20 protein-coding genes are annotated in these 18,319 nt (G+C 59.5%); 12 read left to right on the top strand and 8 right to left on the bottom strand.

Annotated features, from left to right (window positions below):
- Positions 1 to 26: 26 nt before the first annotated feature.
- On the bottom strand, positions 27 to 1,364 hold the full coding sequence (locus RBB75_RS08935) for a S41 family peptidase (protein WP_179640466.1): 1,338 nt from the start codon (positions 1,362 to 1,364) through the stop codon (positions 27 to 29).
- Positions 1,365 to 1,501: 137 nt separating this feature from the next.
- Here RBB75_RS08935 and RBB75_RS08930 point away from each other — a divergent pair, with 137 nt between their 5' ends.
- Positions 1,502 to 2,098, top strand: a complete 597-nt coding sequence (locus RBB75_RS08930) for a YybH family protein (RefSeq protein ID WP_257031304.1) — start codon at positions 1,502 to 1,504, stop codon at positions 2,096 to 2,098.
- 10 nt (positions 2,099 to 2,108) lie between these two features.
- On the opposite strand, the gene RBB75_RS08925 is transcribed toward RBB75_RS08930, so the two are convergent.
- The 3 genes from RBB75_RS08925 to folP all read right to left on the bottom strand — a co-directional run bounded on the left by RBB75_RS08925 (position 2,109) and on the right by folP (position 4,846).
- The gene (locus RBB75_RS08925) at positions 2,109 to 2,561 is read right to left on the bottom strand and encodes a PilZ domain-containing protein (RefSeq protein WP_179640465.1); all 453 of its coding nucleotides are present in this window, start codon (positions 2,559 to 2,561) and stop codon (positions 2,109 to 2,111) included.
- A 509-nt stretch (positions 2,562 to 3,070) separates the two neighbouring features.
- Positions 3,071 to 3,655, bottom strand: coding sequence for a ribosome recycling factor (gene frr / locus RBB75_RS08920; protein WP_179640464.1), 585 nt, complete (start codon positions 3,653 to 3,655; stop codon positions 3,071 to 3,073).
- A gap of 270 nt (positions 3,656 to 3,925) precedes the next feature.
- Positions 3,926 to 4,846 carry a dihydropteroate synthase gene (folP, locus tag RBB75_RS08915; protein WP_257031302.1) on the bottom strand — a complete coding sequence of 307 codons (921 nt, stop codon included), beginning with the start codon at positions 4,844 to 4,846 and terminating at the stop codon, positions 3,926 to 3,928.
- A 65-nt stretch (positions 4,847 to 4,911) separates the two neighbouring features.
- Here folP and dacB point away from each other — a divergent pair, with 65 nt between their 5' ends.
- From dacB to RBB75_RS08895, 4 genes are read left to right on the top strand one after another with little or no spacing between them, the layout of a single operon-like run.
- Positions 4,912 to 6,552, top strand: coding sequence for a D-alanyl-D-alanine carboxypeptidase/D-alanyl-D-alanine endopeptidase (gene dacB, locus RBB75_RS08910; RefSeq protein ID WP_179640463.1), 1,641 nt, complete (start codon positions 4,912 to 4,914; stop codon positions 6,550 to 6,552).
- A 30-nt stretch (positions 6,553 to 6,582) separates the two neighbouring features.
- Positions 6,583 to 6,927 carry a c-type cytochrome gene (locus RBB75_RS08905; protein ID WP_179640462.1) on the top strand — a complete coding sequence of 115 codons (345 nt, stop codon included), beginning with the start codon at positions 6,583 to 6,585 and terminating at the stop codon, positions 6,925 to 6,927.
- Positions 6,924 to 7,301, top strand: coding sequence for a hypothetical protein (locus tag RBB75_RS08900; protein ID WP_179640461.1), 378 nt, complete (start codon positions 6,924 to 6,926; stop codon positions 7,299 to 7,301). Before RBB75_RS08905 ends, RBB75_RS08900 begins: the two co-directional genes overlap by 4 nt.
- Positions 7,298 to 7,777 (top strand): DUF4442 domain-containing protein, encoded by a 480-nt coding sequence (locus tag RBB75_RS08895; protein ID WP_353070228.1) that lies wholly within the window; start codon positions 7,298 to 7,300, stop codon positions 7,775 to 7,777. Before RBB75_RS08900 ends, RBB75_RS08895 begins: the two co-directional genes overlap by 4 nt.
- 317 nt (positions 7,778 to 8,094) lie before the next feature.
- Here the strand turns inward: RBB75_RS08895 and RBB75_RS08890 are convergent, their stop codons facing one another.
- Positions 8,095 to 9,243 carry a hypothetical protein gene (locus RBB75_RS08890; RefSeq protein WP_179640459.1) on the bottom strand — a complete coding sequence of 383 codons (1,149 nt, stop codon included), beginning with the start codon at positions 9,241 to 9,243 and terminating at the stop codon, positions 8,095 to 8,097.
- 185 nt (positions 9,244 to 9,428) lie between these two features.
- Positions 9,429 to 11,840, bottom strand: a complete 2,412-nt coding sequence (locus tag RBB75_RS08885; RefSeq protein ID WP_353070227.1) for a TonB-dependent receptor — start codon at positions 11,838 to 11,840, stop codon at positions 9,429 to 9,431.
- A gap of 283 nt (positions 11,841 to 12,123) precedes the next feature.
- Here RBB75_RS08885 and RBB75_RS08880 point away from each other — a divergent pair, with 283 nt between their 5' ends.
- The 7 genes from RBB75_RS08880 (at position 12,124) to RBB75_RS08850 (ending at position 15,813) form a co-directional block, all read left to right on the top strand.
- Complete coding sequence (locus RBB75_RS08880) at positions 12,124 to 12,525, top strand: ArsR/SmtB family transcription factor (protein WP_353070226.1); 402 nt, start codon at positions 12,124 to 12,126, stop codon at positions 12,523 to 12,525.
- Positions 12,506 to 12,967, top strand: a complete 462-nt coding sequence (locus RBB75_RS08875; RefSeq protein WP_353070225.1) for an SRPBCC family protein — start codon at positions 12,506 to 12,508, stop codon at positions 12,965 to 12,967. The genes RBB75_RS08880 and RBB75_RS08875 overlap by 20 nt, the downstream gene beginning before the upstream one ends.
- Before the next feature lie 96 nt (positions 12,968 to 13,063).
- The gene (locus RBB75_RS08870; RefSeq protein ID WP_353070224.1) at positions 13,064 to 13,579 is read left to right on the top strand and encodes a DinB family protein; all 516 of its coding nucleotides are present in this window, start codon (positions 13,064 to 13,066) and stop codon (positions 13,577 to 13,579) included.
- Positions 13,580 to 13,619: 40 nt separating this feature from the next.
- On the top strand, positions 13,620 to 13,781 hold the full coding sequence (locus RBB75_RS08865) for a hypothetical protein (RefSeq protein ID WP_353070223.1): 162 nt from the start codon (positions 13,620 to 13,622) through the stop codon (positions 13,779 to 13,781).
- A gap of 15 nt (positions 13,782 to 13,796) precedes the next feature.
- Entirely contained in the window at positions 13,797 to 14,546 is a 750-nt protein-coding gene (locus RBB75_RS08860) for a DUF899 domain-containing protein (RefSeq protein ID WP_353070222.1), read from the top strand.
- 86 nt (positions 14,547 to 14,632) lie between these two features.
- Complete coding sequence (gene lipA / locus RBB75_RS08855; protein ID WP_353070221.1) at positions 14,633 to 15,598, top strand: lipoyl synthase; 966 nt, start codon at positions 14,633 to 14,635, stop codon at positions 15,596 to 15,598.
- An 11-nt stretch (positions 15,599 to 15,609) separates the two neighbouring features.
- Positions 15,610 to 15,813, top strand: a complete 204-nt coding sequence (locus RBB75_RS08850; protein WP_353070220.1) for a hypothetical protein — start codon at positions 15,610 to 15,612, stop codon at positions 15,811 to 15,813.
- 39 nt (positions 15,814 to 15,852) lie between these two features.
- On the opposite strand, the gene RBB75_RS08845 is transcribed toward RBB75_RS08850, so the two are convergent.
- Positions 15,853 to 16,431, bottom strand: coding sequence for a protein-disulfide reductase DsbD domain-containing protein (locus RBB75_RS08845; protein WP_353070219.1), 579 nt, complete (start codon positions 16,429 to 16,431; stop codon positions 15,853 to 15,855).
- A complete protein-coding gene (locus tag RBB75_RS08840; RefSeq protein ID WP_353070218.1) occupies positions 16,428 to 18,290 on the bottom strand; it encodes a tetratricopeptide repeat protein in 1,863 nt (620 codons plus the stop codon). Before RBB75_RS08840 ends, RBB75_RS08845 begins: the two co-directional genes overlap by 4 nt.
- Positions 18,291 to 18,319 lie beyond the last annotated feature (29 nt).

The raw sequence follows: 18,319 nt of genomic DNA, 5'->3' as shown, positions 1-18,319 counted from the left end.
CTTTGACGATGAGTCTGCCCTCAGCATTATTTTTTCTGAAGCTTCTCTGCCATTAGCTTCTCTGCCGTCTCCAGCGCATCGTCCGCCTTCACCGGAACATCAGGCACCACTCCAGTCCCCTCCCAGTCCGTCTTTGAGACTGGATTCACCGCTCGCGCAAACGGCACCCCCACCGTAAAGTGATCGTTCACTCGCACCCCTCTCACCGGATGCGCTCCCCCGCCAGTTGTCTCACCGACAATCGTCGCCCGCTTCAAACTCTTCAGGTCATAGGAGAACTCCTCACCTCCTGAAAAAGTATCCTTCGACGTCAGCACAAACACCGGCTTGTCCCCAAGCCTGGGTCCCGGTACATAAGGCGAAGTCCAGTACTGCTCCGTTAAGTTCTCCTTACGGTTATAAAGATCGTTCACATGCGTCGCCTGATCGAAGACATAACTCAGGAGGAATGCCACCATCTTCGGGTCACCCCCGCCGTTGTCTCGCAAGTCAAAGATGATCCCGTCCGCATGCCCGACAAAGTTCATCGCCGCCACCACTGTCGGGCCACACACGGCAGGGTCCGAGAATGCGTCCAGCTTTACATACCCCACATTGTTCTCAAGCACCTCTACTTTGCGAAATGCGCAGTTGTCCCGCTCCATCTCCTGCCGCCTCTGCGCCACCTCGTCCTTGCTTGGCCCCTTCTCTCCGGTCTCTGCCGGTTGCTTGTAGGGCGTGAATCTCAGATTCAGATGCCTGTCATGGCTCACCTCTCGCAGATGATCGGTCAGCAGTTGCGCCAGGGCATCACCATCCGTTACGGAATCGTAGTCGCCACGCTTCTCGTGCGCTTGGAGGGCCTCCACCATCTTTTGCGCGGATTCAGGATAGACATAAAACTCCGTCAGCTTTGCTCCAACCCCGTCGATTACCAGCTTTCGACTCGCTGCATCCAGCTTCATCTGTTCAAAGACAGCGTTCGGAGGCGCAGCCACGAGATCGATATGCTCCACCGTCACCGGCTGCCCGTCCTTAACCCGGATGCTTCCAAACGCCACCGTGGGGCCAGCCTTTTCCTTCACCTTGAACTTGATCAGCAACGGTTCGCTGCTATCGATCTCCAGCAAATCAAGTCCGCCCGTCTGCTTTCTGAACGACGTCGCTGTCGCAAAGGTGCCTGTCCTGTCCACTGTCTTTCTGTAGGCATCGAGCTTCGCTTCGTCTCCGCTGTTGAACGCATCCAGCCATGCCTGAAGGGTATGCCCAGCTGGCGTTCCGGGAACGGACGTCTGGCAAAACGTGACACCAGCTCCCACAAAAATCCATGCCGCAACGCGAATCATCCTGCGGCCCAAACCGATACTGCCGGGGGATCTCCTCATACGCCTCCACATCTTCACCCGCACGCATCTCTATGAACCGATTGATACCATGCGTTTCCCACACAGGGATGAAAATACGCTCGGTGGCCACCTTTGCATGCCCCCTCGATTCCAGGGGTGCTCGAACAGTTACGGTGATGACATCTACCAGAGCCGAGATCTTCCGCATGGTCTACTATCAATCCGACCTGACACGCAATTCGTTTATGAAGCAACTACACGAAACGACGCCAAACCAGAGAGCTTTTCCTTCGAGGTTCCTTATGCCACTGCGCTCCTTTCTCCGCCTTGCTGCAGTCTTTCTCGTCCTTCTCGCACCGGTCATGCTATCCGCACAAGCGCCCGAGCCGCTCCACACCGCCTCACGCCAGGAGCTAGACGTTATCAAGGTTCTGCTGGCTCAGGAGGCCGCGTGGAACCGCGGCGATCTTACCGCCTTCGCGAGCGGCTACAAGGACTCCCCCGATACCCTCTTCATCACGCACCAGATCTCCCGCAGCTACGCAGGCATGCTCGATCAGTACAAGCGCGACTACCCCAACCGCGCCGCCATGGGCAACCTTACCTTCTCCGAGCTTGAGGTCCACACGCTCGATGAAAACTTCGCCGTCTGCATTGGCAAGTATCACCTTGACCGCGGCAAAAAAGATGGCGGCAATGCTGGAGGCATCTTCTCCCTCGTCTTCGAGAAGACGTCCGATGGCTGGAAGATCATCATCGACCACACCACCTAGCCAGGGAGCGCTATCCTCGCTCCCCACTAAGCTCCGCGATCAACCCCTCCAGCTCAACCCGCACCTTGGCGCTCATCGTCTCAAACAAAAAGCCCGCCCCGCGTGTCCTCACCATTCGGCTGGTCCCCTCGCAGCGCAACACACGGTCGTGCGCCCGAAACACAATCTCCACCGGCGTGCCTGGAGCCAGCCGCAGCCGGGCCTCTGTCTCGATGTAGCAGCCCCCCTGGCTCACATCGAGCACCTGCCCGCGAAACAGCATGGTCCCATCCTTCACCATTACCTCGGCCCATGCGTCCACGGCGTAGCGCGTATGCTCCCGCCGTTCGACGATCCCCTCCACCGCAAAGCTCCGCCGCTCCTTCTGTTCCTGCTGCTTCTCCTGTTCTTGTTGCTCCGCCTGCTCTTCCTTCTCCTTCTGGCCATCGAATTGGCTATCGACCTGACCCTCGAACTTGCTCACGCCAGCCTCCCGGAGATCTTGCCATCCCCACGAAGCGAGAACGGCTGATCCAATCATCGGCGCAGATTCCAAAAGCGTTAGAGCTTTGAAACTCAAGCCCAATTGCATATCTGCCGTAAATCTCAATTTATTTAATTCCCGGGATCTAAACGGCTGCTCAAAGTTGAGGAGCGGCAAATCCAACTCCAGCCGTCCGCCGTACCTCTTACCAGCATGCGGCCGCACCAGCCGAGCACAGCGGAGACATCCATGCAATGTACAAAATGCCACTTCGGCAAGCTCTCGCGGACAAAACGCGTCGGACTCTTTGAGGGCAACTTCCTCCCCTTCTTTGGCTACTTCCCCTGGATCTGCTCCGTCTGTAAGCAGCGAATTCTGCTGAGAGATCGTGGGGAACGAAGGCGACTCGTCCGCGACGACGATTCAGATTTAGCAAGGTCCGGCCACCCACAAAAAAACGACCTTCACCAGCTACAGTGAAGGCCGTCCGATCTCGAGTCTGAATATGCTCAGACCGTCATGATCTCTTTTTCCTTCGTCTTGAAAAGATCTTCCACACGCTTGATCTCCACGTCGGTCAGTTGCTGAACCTCTTCGTTCGCCCGCTTCTCATCATCGGCCGAGATGAGCTTGTCCTTTGCCGCCTTCTTGATCTGGTCGTTTCCATCGCGACGAATGTTGCGGATCGCAGTCTTATGGTCTTCGAGCGTCTTGTTCAGCTGCTTCACCACATCCTTGCGCCGCTCCTCGGTCATCGGCGGCACGGGCACGCGAATCACCTTGCCATCGGTCATAGGATTCAGCCCTGTCCCCGACGTGCGAATCGCCTTTTCGATCGCCGATACCATCCCCACGTCGTAAGGCTGCACCAGGATCAGCGTCGGCTCGGGCGTAGAGACTTGCCCCATCTGCGCCACCGGCGTATCTGTGCCGTAGTAATCCACCTTGATCTGGTCGAGCATGTGGACATTTGCCCGCCCCGTCCGCGCTGATAGCAGGTGTCCACGGAAGTCTTCTACCGTGCTCTCCATCTTCGCTTTCAGCTGCTGATGCGTACCTTTTAATGCCTCGATCCCTGCCATTGCCGATGCCATACGTTCTCCTCCACTGCCATCCGATATTTTACAGAGACACGCTCCCCCATGCGAGGCTAGCGGTGAAAAGCTACTTATCCGGATGTCCTGCCGGACGGGCCCACTGTGCGTGGGGCGGTCACTTCGTGACTTGTATACCGCTTCGCTCAGCGCTCCCGTTGGTCGCGACGATGATAATTCCGACCAACGGGAGGACCACGCGAAGCTCTAAAAGGCATGCGAACGCCCGCTCCACGCGCAGTGGGCCGTCCGGCAGGACATGAGGTCGCACTAAAGAGCAGCGAGGATCTGGTCGGCGATGGCGGCAGCTTCGACGGCAGGGCGGACATCATGGGTACGAAGGATATGCGCTCCAGCAAGGATGGCGGCCACGTTGGCGGCGGTGGAGGCCTGGAGGCGGTCGCCCATCGAAGGGGTTGCGCCTTCGAAAAAAATCGACAGGCTGGGGCTTTGGGCCAGAGTGTGGGCAAGGAAGCCTTTGCGCGAGATGCCGGCAAGGATCGGAAGGTTGAACTGATGAAGCTGGTCGAAGTGCGCCAGAAGTGGATAGTTTTCATCGAGACGCTTGCCGAAACCGAAGCCTGGGTCGAGGACAATCTTGTTGCGTTGGACACCCGCTGCAGTCGCGAATTCGAGGCGCCCGGCTAGCTCGGCAAGGACCAGAGGCATAACCGCTTCGGGCGCAAGAGGGGGAAGATTCGGCCAGTCCTGGGGGCGGCCTCGAGTGTGCATGAGGATGGCTCCGCAACCGGATTGGGCGCAGGTATTGGACATGTCGGGATCCCAGAGGTGGCCACTGACGTCGTTGATAATCTCGGCTCCCGTTTCGAGGGCGCGGCGGGCTGTGACGGCGTGAAAGGTGTCGATGGAGAGGATGGCGTTGGGTTTTTCTTTGAGGATGGATTCGAGTACGGGGAGGATGCGGGATTGTTCTTCATCTGGGGATAGAGGCGTGGCGTTGGGGCGGGTGGATTCGCCGCCGAGGTCGAGGATCTCGGCTCCTTCTTCGAGCATCTTCAGCGCCCTCTCGACGGCTCGCTCGGGGGCGTGTTGGGAGGAGTAGAAGTGGCCGCCGTCGGAGAAGGAGTCGGGAGTGACGTTGAGGATGCCCATAATGATGGTCCGTGCGCCTAGCGGAAGGATGCTGGTGCGGAGGTGCCAGTCGTGACCGGTGCGACGGGTAAAGGGCATGGTTGGATTTTAGCTGTGTGTCCCTGGCGGACAGTCTTTTCGAAAGAGAATGCTAGACTGCGCGGATGAAAAGGCTTTCGGGATGGCGTGCGGCTGGTTTGTTGTGGGTTGCGGTATGTGCTCAAACGACCTGGGCGCAGAGCGTTGGATGCGAGGCGTCGTGCACACCGCTGGCGCAGACTATTGCCGGGCTGTTGCAGGACCCTTCGGTAGCGCGGGATCATTGGGGCATCGCAGTAGAAGGGATGGACGGCGCACCGATCTATTCGCTGAACGAAGGACAGCTCTTTCAGCCGGCCAGCAATGCGAAGTTGTTTACGACTGCTGCGGCGATGGCTTTGCTGGGAGCGAAGGCCACCTACCAGACAAAGGTTCTGGCGCGGGGTGTCTTTGAAGATGGCGGGAAGCTGACGGGACACCTTGTGCTAATCGGGAATGGAGATGCGAATTTGTCGGGGCGGGTGCTGCCGTATGTGGCGCCGATGCCGGGGCAGAAGCCTGATGCGGCGGAGTCAGGCCCGGCTCCGTTGCGGTATCTGGAGGAGATGGCGGACCAGATCGCGGCGACGGGGTTGAAGAGTGTGCAGGGAGATGTAATTGGGGATGACACAGTCTTTCCGTGGGAGCCTTATGCGCAGGACTGGGCGATCGACGATGCGGTTTGGGGATATGGCGCTCCGGTGTCGGCTCTGTCGATCAACGATAACCAGATCCAGGTGACGGTGACGCCCGGAGGTTCGGTGGGCGCGCCGGCTAGCGTGTTGCTCGATCCGGCGATGCCTTACTACATGCTTGATGTTGCCGTGACGACAGGAGCTGCGAAGAGTGGGAGCACAGTGCAGATGGAGCGCGCTCCCGGGTCCAGGGTGTTGCGAGTCTACGGAGCGATTGGGTTGCATGGGCAGCCGGATGTGGAGGAGATAGCGATTCAGGATCCGGCTGAGTATGCGGCGATGGCACTGAAGGGAATGCTGGAGTCTCGCGGGGTTCATGTGACTGGCGGGGCCAGGGCGCGGCACCGGGTATTGATGGATACGGAGAGCTTCAGCCGCGAGTCGGGCGCGGTTGTGGATGCTGCGAGGAAGGAGGTTTCGCCACAGCAGAGGATCGAACCATCGGACGATGCGGCTTTCGACGTAGCTGTTACGGGGGAGGAGAGGACATTGGCGCGTCACGTGTCCGCGCAGCTTGTTGAGGATATCGTCGTGACGAATAAGACGAGCCAGAATCTGCATGCGGAGTTGTTGCTTCGGCAGCTCGGTCTGGCGCGCGGAAGAGATGGGACGATCGCGCAGGGGGCTCGAGTGGTGCGGCAGTTTCTTGGGAACGCGGGGATTGATAAGGATGATTTTGTCTTCCTTGATGGATCGGGGTTGAGCGGGCATGATCTGGTGACGCCGCGAGCGACGGCGCGGTTGCTGCGGTATGCGAGCGGGCAGGCGTGGTTTGCGGATTTGAAGAGCAGCTTGCCGGTGGGCGGAGTGGATGGGTCGCTGGAGGGGCGATTTACGAAGGCTCCGCTGAAGGGGAAGGTGTTTGCGAAGACGGGGACACTGGGGGAGGCTCGCGCCTTGAGCGGATATTTGGAGTGTGCGAGCGGGCGTACGGTGATCTTTTCGATCATGGTGGGGAATCACCTGCCGCAGGTTCATGCGGATCGCGAGGTGATGGACAAGATCGTGGAGGCGATTGCGGCGGCGAATTGATTTCGAAAAGATGGATGAGAGAATAAGAGGATGGTTCGGGCTTTTTCTCTGTTGTTTTTGTTGGGTGTGATGGTGGGATGCAAGTCGATAGCTCCACCGACTCCGCTCGCGGATTTGAACGCGCAGCAGATGCATGGACACGCGGTGTATCAGGCGCATTGTGCGCAGTGCCACTATGACCGCAAGGATGCCGCGCTGCATGGCCCGGCTTTGATTGGGATGTTCAAAAAGCCTTATCTGTCGAGTGGTGCGCCGGCGAATGATGAGCGTGTGACCGCGACGATTGTGCATGGACGCAACCTGATGCCGGCGCAGGGGAGTACGCTGGATCCGCAGGATCTCGATGACCTGCTGGCGTATCTGCATAGTCTATGAGCGATCCGGAAGAGATAAAGAAGCTCGAAGCGCGGGCGCATGGAATGTTGCCGGGAGTGGCGGGGATTGCGCTGTTCATGCTGGTGCTGACGATGGTGAATGCGTTCGCTGCGTTGAATGGCAAGTTTGGTGTGGGTGCGGGAAAGTATGGCGTGCTGGCGTTGTGCACGCTGCTGGCGGCGGGAGTGTTTGGACTACTGCGGCTGCGGCGATGGGGCTGGGCGCTGGTGCTGGGTGGGTGTTTGACGCTTTGCTTAGGGAATCTGTTTGTGTTTGAGAAGACGCGCGAATTGCCATATTTGGTGCAGGGATTGTTTGCGCTGGTGTTCTTTCTTTACCTGGTTAGAACGGAAGTTCGGGATAGATTGCGATGAGCTGGTGGCTGCGCCATATCGGGTGGTGGCCTCCGCTGTTTGGGACGGGTATTAAGGTGACACGGCTGGATAAGGATCTGCGCACGATTGATGTGGAGATGCCGCTGCGGCCTTGGAATCGCAACTATATGGGGGTGCAGTTTGGCGGGTCGCTGTTTGCGCTGACCGATCCGTTTTACATGATTATGCTGGCTACCAATCTGGGGCCGGAGTTTGTGGTCTGGGATAAGGCGGCGTCAATACGTTACAAAAAGCCTGGATTGGGGCGGGTTCGCGCGGAGTTTCGCCTGACGGCGGAGCGGCTGGAGGAGGTTCGGATGTTGCTCGCGGCGGAGGGGCGGACCGATGTTCGATTTCCGGTGGAGGTGAAGGACGATGCGGGAGGAGTGGTCGCGGAGGTGGAGCGGGTGATCTATTGCGCGACGAAAAAGGCGCATGAGGAGAGGAAAAAAATGCGGGGTGGTGGCGGGGGCTGATTTTGCGGTTTTGCTGGTGTTTTTTGAGGGGGGTTTGCGGAAAAGACGGTTTTGGGTGTGGTGTTTTGGTGGTGCGGTTGTGGTGGATTGCTGGTGCGAGGGTGGTGTTTCGCCGCGTGCTTTTGCGGGTTGAAAAGTACGCCAGCTTTTTTGATTTATTTTTCTGCACGGATCTCTACTCAAGATCTCTGCACCCGATTGTCCTGCCGGACGGGCCCACTACGCGTGGCGCGGTCACTTCGTGACGTGTGTACCGGTCTTGGTGGGTTAGCGGCTGGGGTCCTCCCTTCGGTCGGGGTGTTGGCGTGGCTGCTTGCTTATTTGCTGGCTTGTGCGTTTCCCGTGCGCAGATTTGCCGGATTGGCGTAGCTCGAATTGGTCTGGACTGACGCGATGGGCACACAGGGGCGAGGGGGGGCGTTCTGGCCAGGAAGCACCTGCGGGCCTGCCGTTCGCATCTGGCCTGCGGGGCATGGCTGGAGAAGCTGAGTCGGACGTAGATCGGCGGGCAGGGGTGGGGCGTCAATGGCGCCGGTCAGGACGGCGTTCTCCTTCGAACCGGGCCAGGCGTAGGGAGCCACCCGGATAGGTCCGTACCCCACCACGGGGAACTTGGTCGGCACCGAAAAACTCCGGTCAACCAGCACGTAGGCCGACTCCGGCACCTTGCCCAACAGGCGGGCGTCGGAGGCGAGCTGCAGGACGTGGTCGCCTACGGTTACGGTGAGGGTCTTGTCGTCGAAGGCCTTCTTTTGCTCGACGGCGCCGGGGAAGGGATCGTTCGAGATGATCGTCGTCCCAACGCCGGGCACGTAGATGTAGACGTATTTGAGGTCCTTGATCTCGTAGTTGAGTGCGGCCTTGCCGGTCATTCCGTCGACGGTGAGGGTGCCGCGGCTGATCGAGACCGAGACTAACTTGGGCGCCTTCTCTTTTGGCGGATGCAGCTTCTTGCCGTTCTCGTCGTATCCGAGCTCGTTCTTCGTCTGCATGACGGGCTTATTCTGTGCGTCGAAGAGGGGGTGTCCCTTCTTGTCGCGCTGCTGCCGGATCGGCGGGTTGAACATGAGCTTTCCGTCGGGGTCCTGCTGCTGCTTGCCCTCTGCGTCGAGCATCGGAGTTGGCGGCAGCTCTACTACGGTGTTTGGCCCGGTGTACTCCTGCTTGCCTTTTTTATTTTTCACAGCCGTTGCGGGTAGAAGGGCGGTTGGAGACGGTGCGGCTTTGGTCTCGGCGAGAGACGGACTGGTCTGCCCCTGATCGGGCGCGGGCTGGGATACTTCTGTGGACTCCGGGGCGGACTGCGGGGCCGACTGTACCTGGGGCGCGGTTTGTGTCTGCTGCTCGGGCTGGACCTGCGCGAGGACGTGACCAACCGAGGTAAAGGCCAAGACCACGCCCAGCAGACCAGAGAGCGATGGAGTATTTGTCCGGGTTATCGTCTGCATGATTGAGATTCGCGTCATTGAGGTTCCTCCTCCATGTTTCTCTGCTGTCGAAGACGGCGCACGTGATCGTAAAAGACCCTGTGGCGAGGATATCCCCAGTTCGTAATCTGTTCATGCTCTTTCTCCAATTACATCTACGACTTCCGGGTCATTACCTTGTGTGTACGGGGGAGGAAAAGATTGCCTGTGCAGCAGAACTTGGTTTAGAACGTCCTCCGCAGAGAGAAGCGAGCTTGGAATGGCTCCACAGGATGGAAGACCTCTGTGAAGGCCGACTCTACTTTGGGAGTGATGCGCGACTCGTAGGCGTAGTCGATGTCGTGATCGTGGCGGTTTAGCAGATTCAGGAACTCGACTGAGCCGCGCCAGCTTCGCAGGAAGGTGTAGCCAATCTCGCCGTTTAGCAGCGCGGTGGTGTTGGAGCGATAGATGCCGTCGGAGGTGAGGTCTCGCGGTCCGAAGAAGCGGAGTCTCAGGCTCGAGGAGAAGCCCTTCAGATCGTGCAGAGTGAGACCGGAGGCGATCACCACGCCCACAGCCTCAGGTACGCGCTTACCGCCCAAACTGTTCGGCGCGGCATCGCCCGCATCTGTCTCAGTGAACAGAGCTTTAGAGTTCGCAAGATCGAAGTCGAAGGTCCAGTGCTCCATCGGCGTGTAGAAGTTTGCCCAGTCGAAACCATAGCGTTCGCTTGGCTGCTGCGAAGCGACTGTGCCGCCCGTGTCACCGGATTGCTGAAGCTCCGACGCGCTGTGGAGATACCAGAGTGACAAGGTACTTTGCAGATGTGAAAGGGCCGCTGTGCGGATACCTATTTCGCCGCCCTTAGTGGGAATTAATGCAGGGATAGGCGTGGCTAGCGTGTTTGGGTAGGGATTTTCCGCTGAAACCGGTTCAACCTTTAGCGTTGTGCCGCGACCATCGTTGCTGTGAAAGCTGAATCCCGCTTGCGCATAGAACTCGGTGCGTTCCCACGGGCTGAAGATCAGGCTCGCCTTGGGGCTAGGCAACGCCTTGATCGCTGTACCGGAGTTGGCCGAGGTAACGAGGCTAGTGACGCTGAAACGCTGCACCTCTCCTCGCATAGCGACAACAGAGCGAAACTTGTTCGCCCATTGCACTCGGTTCTCCGCATAGAAGCCGACCTGCGTATCGGTAAGGAGGTCGGCCTGGGTCGTCGCTGGTAGCGTGTTGCCGGTTTCAGAGTCAGTCTTGTCGCCGCGTACGCGGTCCTGCGACTGGTACAGCCCGTTGTGAATCCAGTCGTTGCGCACCTGCAGACCGAACGTGTTCTCTACCCTGCGACCGAACCACTCGTTTTGGATCGTGTGGCGCGCATCCAACCCGGCGGCCCAGCGCCTGTCCTGCTGCTCGAACTGGTCGCCTCGATTCAAGTCCGTCAGAAAATAGGTGAAGTCGGAGAAGAGGTCGAGATCGTAGTAGAACCCATAAGCGGTGACCTTCGTCTGCGAGTTCGCGCCCTGCCGGTGCGACTCCCCCTGGAGGCTGTAGCGCTGGGAGTGACCCCCGTCGGTCGAGTTCAGCGTGCCGAAGATTCCGACGAGCGGCACTGCGTTTTCGGCAATCTGATCGCTTGAATGCCATTGCCCGTGATAGCCGCGTGCCGTAAGACTGAACCCATTGCCATCACTGTCCTGGCTGTAGGTGAGCAGACCGTTGAACTTGTAGTAGTTGTCGGGATGCGTCCAGGGACCGTTATCGTGGTATGCCTCGCCGCCATAGAGCAGGTTACCGGCGCCAAGCTTATGGGACGCCCCGAAGACCATCCGCCCGTAACCGTACATGCCGCCTTCAATCTGCACGAAGCTCTGCGGTAACGTCCTAAAAAACTCCAGATGGGCGGAGCCAGCGGAGCTGTAGTTGCCCACGTCCCCATAGTACGGGCCTTTCTCAAAGTTCACGCGCTGCACCAGCTCTGGAATCACGATGTTCATGTCCGCGTACCCCTCGCCGTGTGCATGCGAGGGCAGGTTCAGCGGCATACCGTCGATGAAAATGGCGAAATCTGTTCCGTGGTCGAGGTTGAAGCCGCGCAGAAAATATTGATTGGCCTTGCCGCCCCCGGCATGCTGCGTGATGATGACACCGGGGATCGTTTCCAGTAGCTCACCGGAACGAAGGATCGGCCGATTTTGAATCTCCTTTGCGCCCACGGTACCCTGCGTGCCAGAGTCAGCAATGCCTTCGAGATCGTCTTCGCGGCCCTGCACATCGACTGTTGTATTTACCGGGCGAAGACCAAGCGTGAGCCGAAGCGGATCAATATTCTCGCCAGCGTGGAGGGTCAAGACAATCTCCCGAGTCAAGAACCCGGGACTTGATACGAAGAGCCTATACTTTCCTTCAGTTGACAGCGCGATGGAGAAGGCTCCGGCATCATCAGCATTCTCCGTGCACTGCACCGAACCATCTGCACGCACAATACGCACGGTGGCTCCGCTGATCACGGCACCCGATGCATCGACGACAATGCCCACCACCTGCGTGGTCCGAAGTTCGGCCTCAGGCCTCGCTTGCGTCGTTTTGGTCCTATCAGGCATCTGCGCCAGTGCTGTCACAGCATAGGCCGCCAGAAGGAGGCAGGCCGTATGCAATAGGCCTCGAAATGTCACATGGATGCCGTGGATGTTCAAGACGAGGGTTCCTGATGTTGGTTTTACTAGCGGCCGGTGGTTGACTATTCGGCGGATGCGAAAAAGCAGAAACTCACGTTCCGGTGCTTCTTTATTTCCTTAAGCATACGGCTCATGTGCTTCCTAAACCGTAAGTCCTCACAAACGGCTTCCCCGAAGTTGGCCCGGACAGGGTTCTGTCTCTTGCCGGGAATGATAGAGTCGGGCTTGACATATTCTCATATGGGAATGTAATGTTTTGGCCATGGCACGAGCGACCACAACTTCGGACAGTTTCAACGCGGTTGCTGAGCCTCGCCGGCGGGAGATTTTGATTTATCTTGCTGGAGCGGAGCGGCCGGTTGGAGAGATTGTGGTGGCTCTTGGCCTCCCGCAGCCTTCGGTCTCCAAGCATCTGCGGGTGCTGCACGATGTGGGGCTGGTTCGGATGCGGTGCCAGGGGCGGCAGAAGCTGTATCGGACCAATGCTGAGGCGATACGGCCGCTGCACGAGTGGGCTGCGACGTTTGAGCGGTATTGGCAGCATCAGCTGCTTCGCGTGAAGGAGCTGGCGGAGGCGACGGTCCGCCAGGGCTCGGCAGATTTGAAGACGGCAGACGCACCCCGAGATTCAAACCCAAGGAGAGATGATGATGATTTCAACTGACAAGACACTCGAAGATTTGACTTTCACGATCAAGCAGGAGATCCACGTGAAGGCGCCGATGGATGTTACCTTTGCGGCGCTGCTGGAGCAGTTGGGGCCGAGCAACCAGATGCCTGACGGCAGGTCTCTGAACATGAAGATTGAAGCGTGGCCCGGGGGCAGGTGGTACCGCGACCTGGGCGAGGGCAATGGGCACTTCTGGGCTAATGTGCAGGCGATCAAGCGACCTACGCTGCTGGAGTTTGCCGGACCTTTGTTCGCCTCTACCCCACTTGTGTCGAACGTGCAGTATCGGCTGAGTGAGGTCGAGGGAGGAACCTTGATCACGTTCCGGCACAGTGCGCTGGGCTTCGTTCCCGAAGAACAAAAGGCGGGGGTGAACGAGGGTTGGGCGTCGATGCACGAACGGGTTCGCGCGTATGCAGAGGCCTTGCGCAAGTAGCGGCTCAAAGCCGAGGCAGGACTTGCACCGCTCTCCGTAGTGCACCGGTTGAACTTCTGATCGCCTTGAAGGATAGCAACCCGAAAGGAGAATCGCATGATTTCGCAATCCCTACTTGCAGAGTTTGAATCCCAGGCTCCGGTGACACGGAGGTTTCTGGAGCGGCTTCCCGCCGACTCGCTCACGTGGAAGCCTCACCCAAGATCCCTGACCGCTGGGCAACTGGCTTATCATCTCGCCTTCGTGCCTGGAGGCGTGGTTCGCGGAGCGCAGCAGAGCCAGATCTCTCCGCCGGGGTTCCAGTTTCCCCAACCCGCAAGCGTGCAGGAGGTCCTCGAGGCCTTTGACCAGAGCGTGGCCACCGTGCGCGAAGTGCTACCGGGATTCGATGACGCCGCGATGAACGCAACCTGGCGCATCGTGGACGGCGACAAGGAGCTTGCAGCCATGCCGCGCGTCGTCTTCCTGCGCAATATCATGCTCAACCACTGGTACCAACACCGGGGGCAGTTCTGCGTTTATCTGCGGCTGCTCGACGTTGCGGTGCCGTCGAGCTGGGGACCTAGCGCGGATGAGCGCTCCGCACTCCAGCCGGAGCCTCAGCCGGCTTAATCGCGGTTGAGAATGGCCGTAGTGCAAGGAGGAGAAGGCTATGTGTCCAGTGTGCCTGGCAACTGCAGCGCTGATCGCCGGCAGCGTCACCTCGTCGGGTGGACTGGCTGCACTTGCGATCAGAAAGCTCGGCGTGAAGGTGGCGCAGGAAGAGAGTGGAGCAGGAGAGATCGCTCCGAGGTCGGATCACTCAACTGAATGAATAAGGAGAGAGAAGATGGCAACGAAGACGATGGAGAAGGCGAAGGTGGTGTCGCAGGAGGATTGGCTTGCGGCTCGTGAGGGACTGATGGCGCGGGAGAAGCAGCTGACGCGGGAGCGCGACGCGTTGGCGGCTGAGCGCCGGCGGATGCCGTGGCAGGCGGTGGAGAAGCAGTACAAGTTCGAGGGGCCGAGGGGTAAGGCGAGCCTGCTGGATCTGTTCGAGGGGCGGCGGCAGCTGATCGTCTATCGGGCTTTCTTTGAGCCGGGCGTGTTTGGCTGGCCCGACCATGCGTGCCGGGGCTGCTCGCTGGGTGCGGACCAGGTGTCGCATCTGTCGCATCTGCATGCTCGCGACACGACTCTTGCCTATGCCTCGCGCGCGCCGCAGACGGAGATTGAACGACTAAAGAAGCGGATGGGCTGGACGATGCCGTGGTACACCATCACCGATGGCTTCGATGTGGACTTTGGCGTGGACCAGTGGCATGGCCATAACGCTTTTATCCGCGATGGCGACAAGGTGTTTCGCACGTACTTCATCAACAGCCGCGGGGATGAGGCGATGGGCAGCGTGTGGAGCTATCTGGATATGACTGCGCTGGGACGGCAGGAGGAGTGGGAGGATTCTCCGGAGGGTTATCCGCAGACGGCGCCGTACAAGTGGTGGAACTGGCACGACGAGTATGCGACCAGCGTCTCGCTCGATCCGAAATGGGCGAAGGTGGTCGACAGTGCCAGGGTGACGCTGGGTCTGAAGGACTGACTGCGTGAAGAGTCTGATAGAGGCGCGGGGCTTGGCGCGCCTGGGGATTCGGACCGGGGTTTTGGCGGGTTGGTTACAATTGAGGCATGACTCCGCCCGTGGCCCCGTTGACTCCAGAGCTGGTGCAGATTGATTTGACGCCGCGTAAGCCTGCGCCGAAACCGGCGTGGTTGAAGGCGAAGGCTCCGATGGGGGAGACCTTTCATAATCTGAAGAAGATGGCGCGCGAGCTGAACCTGCATACGGTGTGCGAGAGCGCGCAGTGTCCGAATATTGGCGAGTGCTGGAATCAGAAGTCGGCGACGTTCATGATGCTGGGGAACCTTTGCACGCGGCGATGCGGGTTTTGCGCGGTGCCTAAAGGTAAGCCGGAGCCGATTGATTTCGATGAGCCGCGACGGGTGGCGTATGCGGTGGCGCAGCTTGGGCTGGCGCATGCGGTGATTACGAGCGTGAATCGCGATGACGATAATGTTGGCGCGGCGCGGGCGTTTGTGAGTGTGATTGAAGAGATTCGGATGCAGGCTCCGGGGTGCAGGGTGGAGGTGCTGACGCCGGACTTTCAGGGGAACGAAGAGGCTCTGCGGCTGGTGGTGGCGGCGCGGCCGGAGATTCTGAACCACAATATCGAGACGGTGCCACGGTTGTATCGGGTGGCGAAGTCGGGTGGGCGGTATGAGAAGTCGCTGCGGTTTTTGGAGCGTGCGAAGGAGCTTGCTGCGGAGATGTTCGGCGATCGCGATGGGGGCGAGATTGTAACTCGGCCATTTGTAACCAAAACAGGCATTATTGTGGGGATGGGCGAGGAGATGCACGAGCTGCTGGGGGTGTTTCGTGACCTGGCGGATCGGAAGGTGGATATTCTGACGATTGGGCAGTATCTGCGGCCTAGCCGGGATCATCTGCCGATGGCTCGGTACTATACGCCGGAGGAGTTCGCGTTTTTGAAGCATGAGGCAGTGGGGATGGGCTTCAAGCATGTGGAGAGCGGACCGCTGGTGCGTAGCAGCTATCATGCGCAGGAGCAGGCGGAGAGTACTGGGCTGGCTTAGGAGGAGTTGCTATGAGTTGGACCGCCGTAAGCAGACACGACTATCTCCCGATTCTGGCGGGAGTGATAGGTGTGATGGCTGCTTATCTTGGGTTTTCGCGACAGGCTGCGCTAAAAACAGGCAGGGGAGACAACTTCAGCATGCCCGTTCGCATTGCTGGCGTCGCGCTCCTTATCACCGGCGCCGTGTTACTTGGCGTTGTAGTTTTTTCATGAACGCATGAAGAATGATGGGATGTGGCGGGACATTTGATCCTATTGCGTGATGGTGATGGGGACTTCTACGGTGTCGGTGTGGGGTGGGAGACAGACCCGGTCGTTGCAGGATTGATAGCGGATGAGGACGTGGAGCGCGGAGGGGCCGAGGGGTGCGTCTTTTGCCAGCGTCAGGTGCAGGGTGAAGTCGGCGGTGGTTTCAAAGAAGCCGGTTTGCAGGTTGAAGAGGGGATCGAGGAGGATCTTTGGCTTGGCCTCTTCTACGCGGAGGAGGTCGGCGGGGTCGCCTTCGGTGAGTCCGATGACGGTGGCGACGGGGCCTCCGGTGGGCTCTTCAAGGGCGTAGAGGTGCCAGCCTGAGTCGATCTGGCCGGTGAGGGCGAGATTGACCTTCGCTCCCTGCTTGAGGGGTTTGGTGGGCGGATTTTTGATCTGCCATTGGACGGGCGGCTTCGCTGCGTGGGCGGGTGTGAGACTTAGGACGGCGTAGGCTGCGGCGAGGATGAGGCGTGTGGGGCCCGTCTTCATTGTGGGGCTTGATTTCATGGTGGAGCCTGATTTCATTGTGGGGCTTGGCTTCATGGTGGAGCTTGATTTCATCGCGGAGTCTGGTTTCATTTTGCGGCTCCGGTTTTTACTGCGGCCTCGGACTGTTGGGCTGGTGGCTCCGATTGCGACTGATGGATCTGGCTGCCGGTAGAGGCTAGCGGGACGAAGGCTGCCTGGAGGACGCGGTGGGTGGTGGTGTCTTCGACCCAGGCGGTGATGGCGAGGTGGGTGGGTTCGAGAGTGGTGTCTTTTGCGAGGAACACGACCTTGCCGAAGCGGTCGTTCTTTTGCTCGTAGGTGTCGAGGTAGGTTTTGAGGGTGGCGCTGATGGCTGCGGGATCGAAGGTTGCTTCGAGCGCCTTTCCGGGTTTGACGAGGGACCCGGTGCCTGCCGGCTGCGCGAGAGAGCGGACGACCATGCGGTGGAAGCGGATTCCATTTTCGCCGCTGTAGCGGACGTCGTCTTCTACGAGGGCGAAGTTGACGACGAGGTGCGGTTCGATTGGAGCGGGCTGGGCTGCGGGGGCGGGCGGTGTGGCTGTAGCTACGGGGATAGCCGCGGGGGTCTTGGCGTCGGCCTCTTTCGCCGGTGGATCAGGGGCAAGGCTTTGCTGCAGGAGCTGTGGGTTGTCGATGGAGACGGTGGCGCTTGCATGGATCATGCCGTCCGGAGCGCGGGTTGCGGTGAGTTGTAGATTTACTCCGCTGGGTTTGGTGGTGTCGGCGTCGATCTTCTTGATGGCTTCGTTGTAGGAGGTTTCAGCGTTGGCGCGCGGGCCTCCGCCTTCCCATAGCGGTTTGCCGTTGAGTTTGGAGGTGGGCGTGAAGGCGACGCGGTAGGACTTGGCGCGGGCGATGGAGTCGGGGTTGGCAAGCGGATCGGGGTCGGGGATGTGCTGATCGAAGGCGAGGACGACGAGCTGTTTGCGGGAGTAGGTCTTGAGGAGGGCGTCGACGGCGAGGTCGGCGCTGACGCAGGGGTCGCAGGCGGAGCCCGTGAAGAGCTCGAGCAGTGCGGTGCGGCTGCCGTCGGTTGGCTTCGCCGGTTGCGGGGTGAAGGGATCGGGAAAGATGCGCGCGTACTGGGCGTCCATGTCGGCGAGGAAGCTTTGATCGCTGCCTCCATGGGAGTTGCGGTAGAGCTCTATCATCTTTTCGCGCCAGGGGGATTTGAGTTCGCCGGTGAGCTGGGCACGCTCGAGGTCTTCGAGGGCTTCAGCGTCTTTGTGTTGGTCGAGCGCCTGTTCGCCGCGCAGGAGGTTGACCTCGGCTACGGTGGGATCGAGGGCGTAGGCCTGATCGAGCAGAGCTGCAGCGGGCTCAGGCTTGTGCTCGTCCATATCGACTTTGGCGAGGGCGGCGAGGGCGTTGGCTCGTCCTTTGGTGAACCTGGAGTGCCTTGCTGCAGCGGAGGGGGCAGGGTACTTGTATTTCTTTGCGTTATCGAGGACGTCTTTGTCGCAGTCGGCTTCGTTGAATTTCCTGGAGGCATCTTTGGCGAGCTTTTCGGCGCGAGGAAGATCGACGCCAGTGTCGTTTGCTTCGGCGAGCGTGTCGGCGACATCAGTCTCGTAGAAGAGCCTGACGAAGCCTTTGCCGGCGTCTTTGATCTCGATCTTTGCCTGGCTGTCGATCTCGGCAGTGCGTTGCGGGAAGTATTTGACGAGGGTGTCGAAGATGTCGCCCTGGGCGCGACTGACTCTGGTGCTCTTGGGGTAGTTCTTGAGGAAGAGCTGCATGGCGGCGAGACGCTCTGCGGGATCGACGGTGGCGCGGGCGGCGTCGAAGGCTCGCTGGTCTGCGGGGAGCTGCATCTTTGGCGGGTTTGAGCCGGTGGCCTGCGCGTGGCTGCCGATTGCGAAGAGAAGTAGAACCGCTATCCCTGCTGCTGTTCCCAGTGCTCTGCCGATCCGATTGCTTCCAAACATTCTGGTCCCTCGTTCGCCGTGGTGAAAGT

The organism is Tunturibacter empetritectus, from assembly GCF_040358985.1.
GTDB lineage: Bacteria > Acidobacteriota > Terriglobia > Terriglobales > Acidobacteriaceae > Edaphobacter > Edaphobacter empetritectus.
The sequence above is the reverse complement of the archived record's forward strand: the minus strand, read 5'-3'. Positions and strand labels throughout refer to the sequence as shown.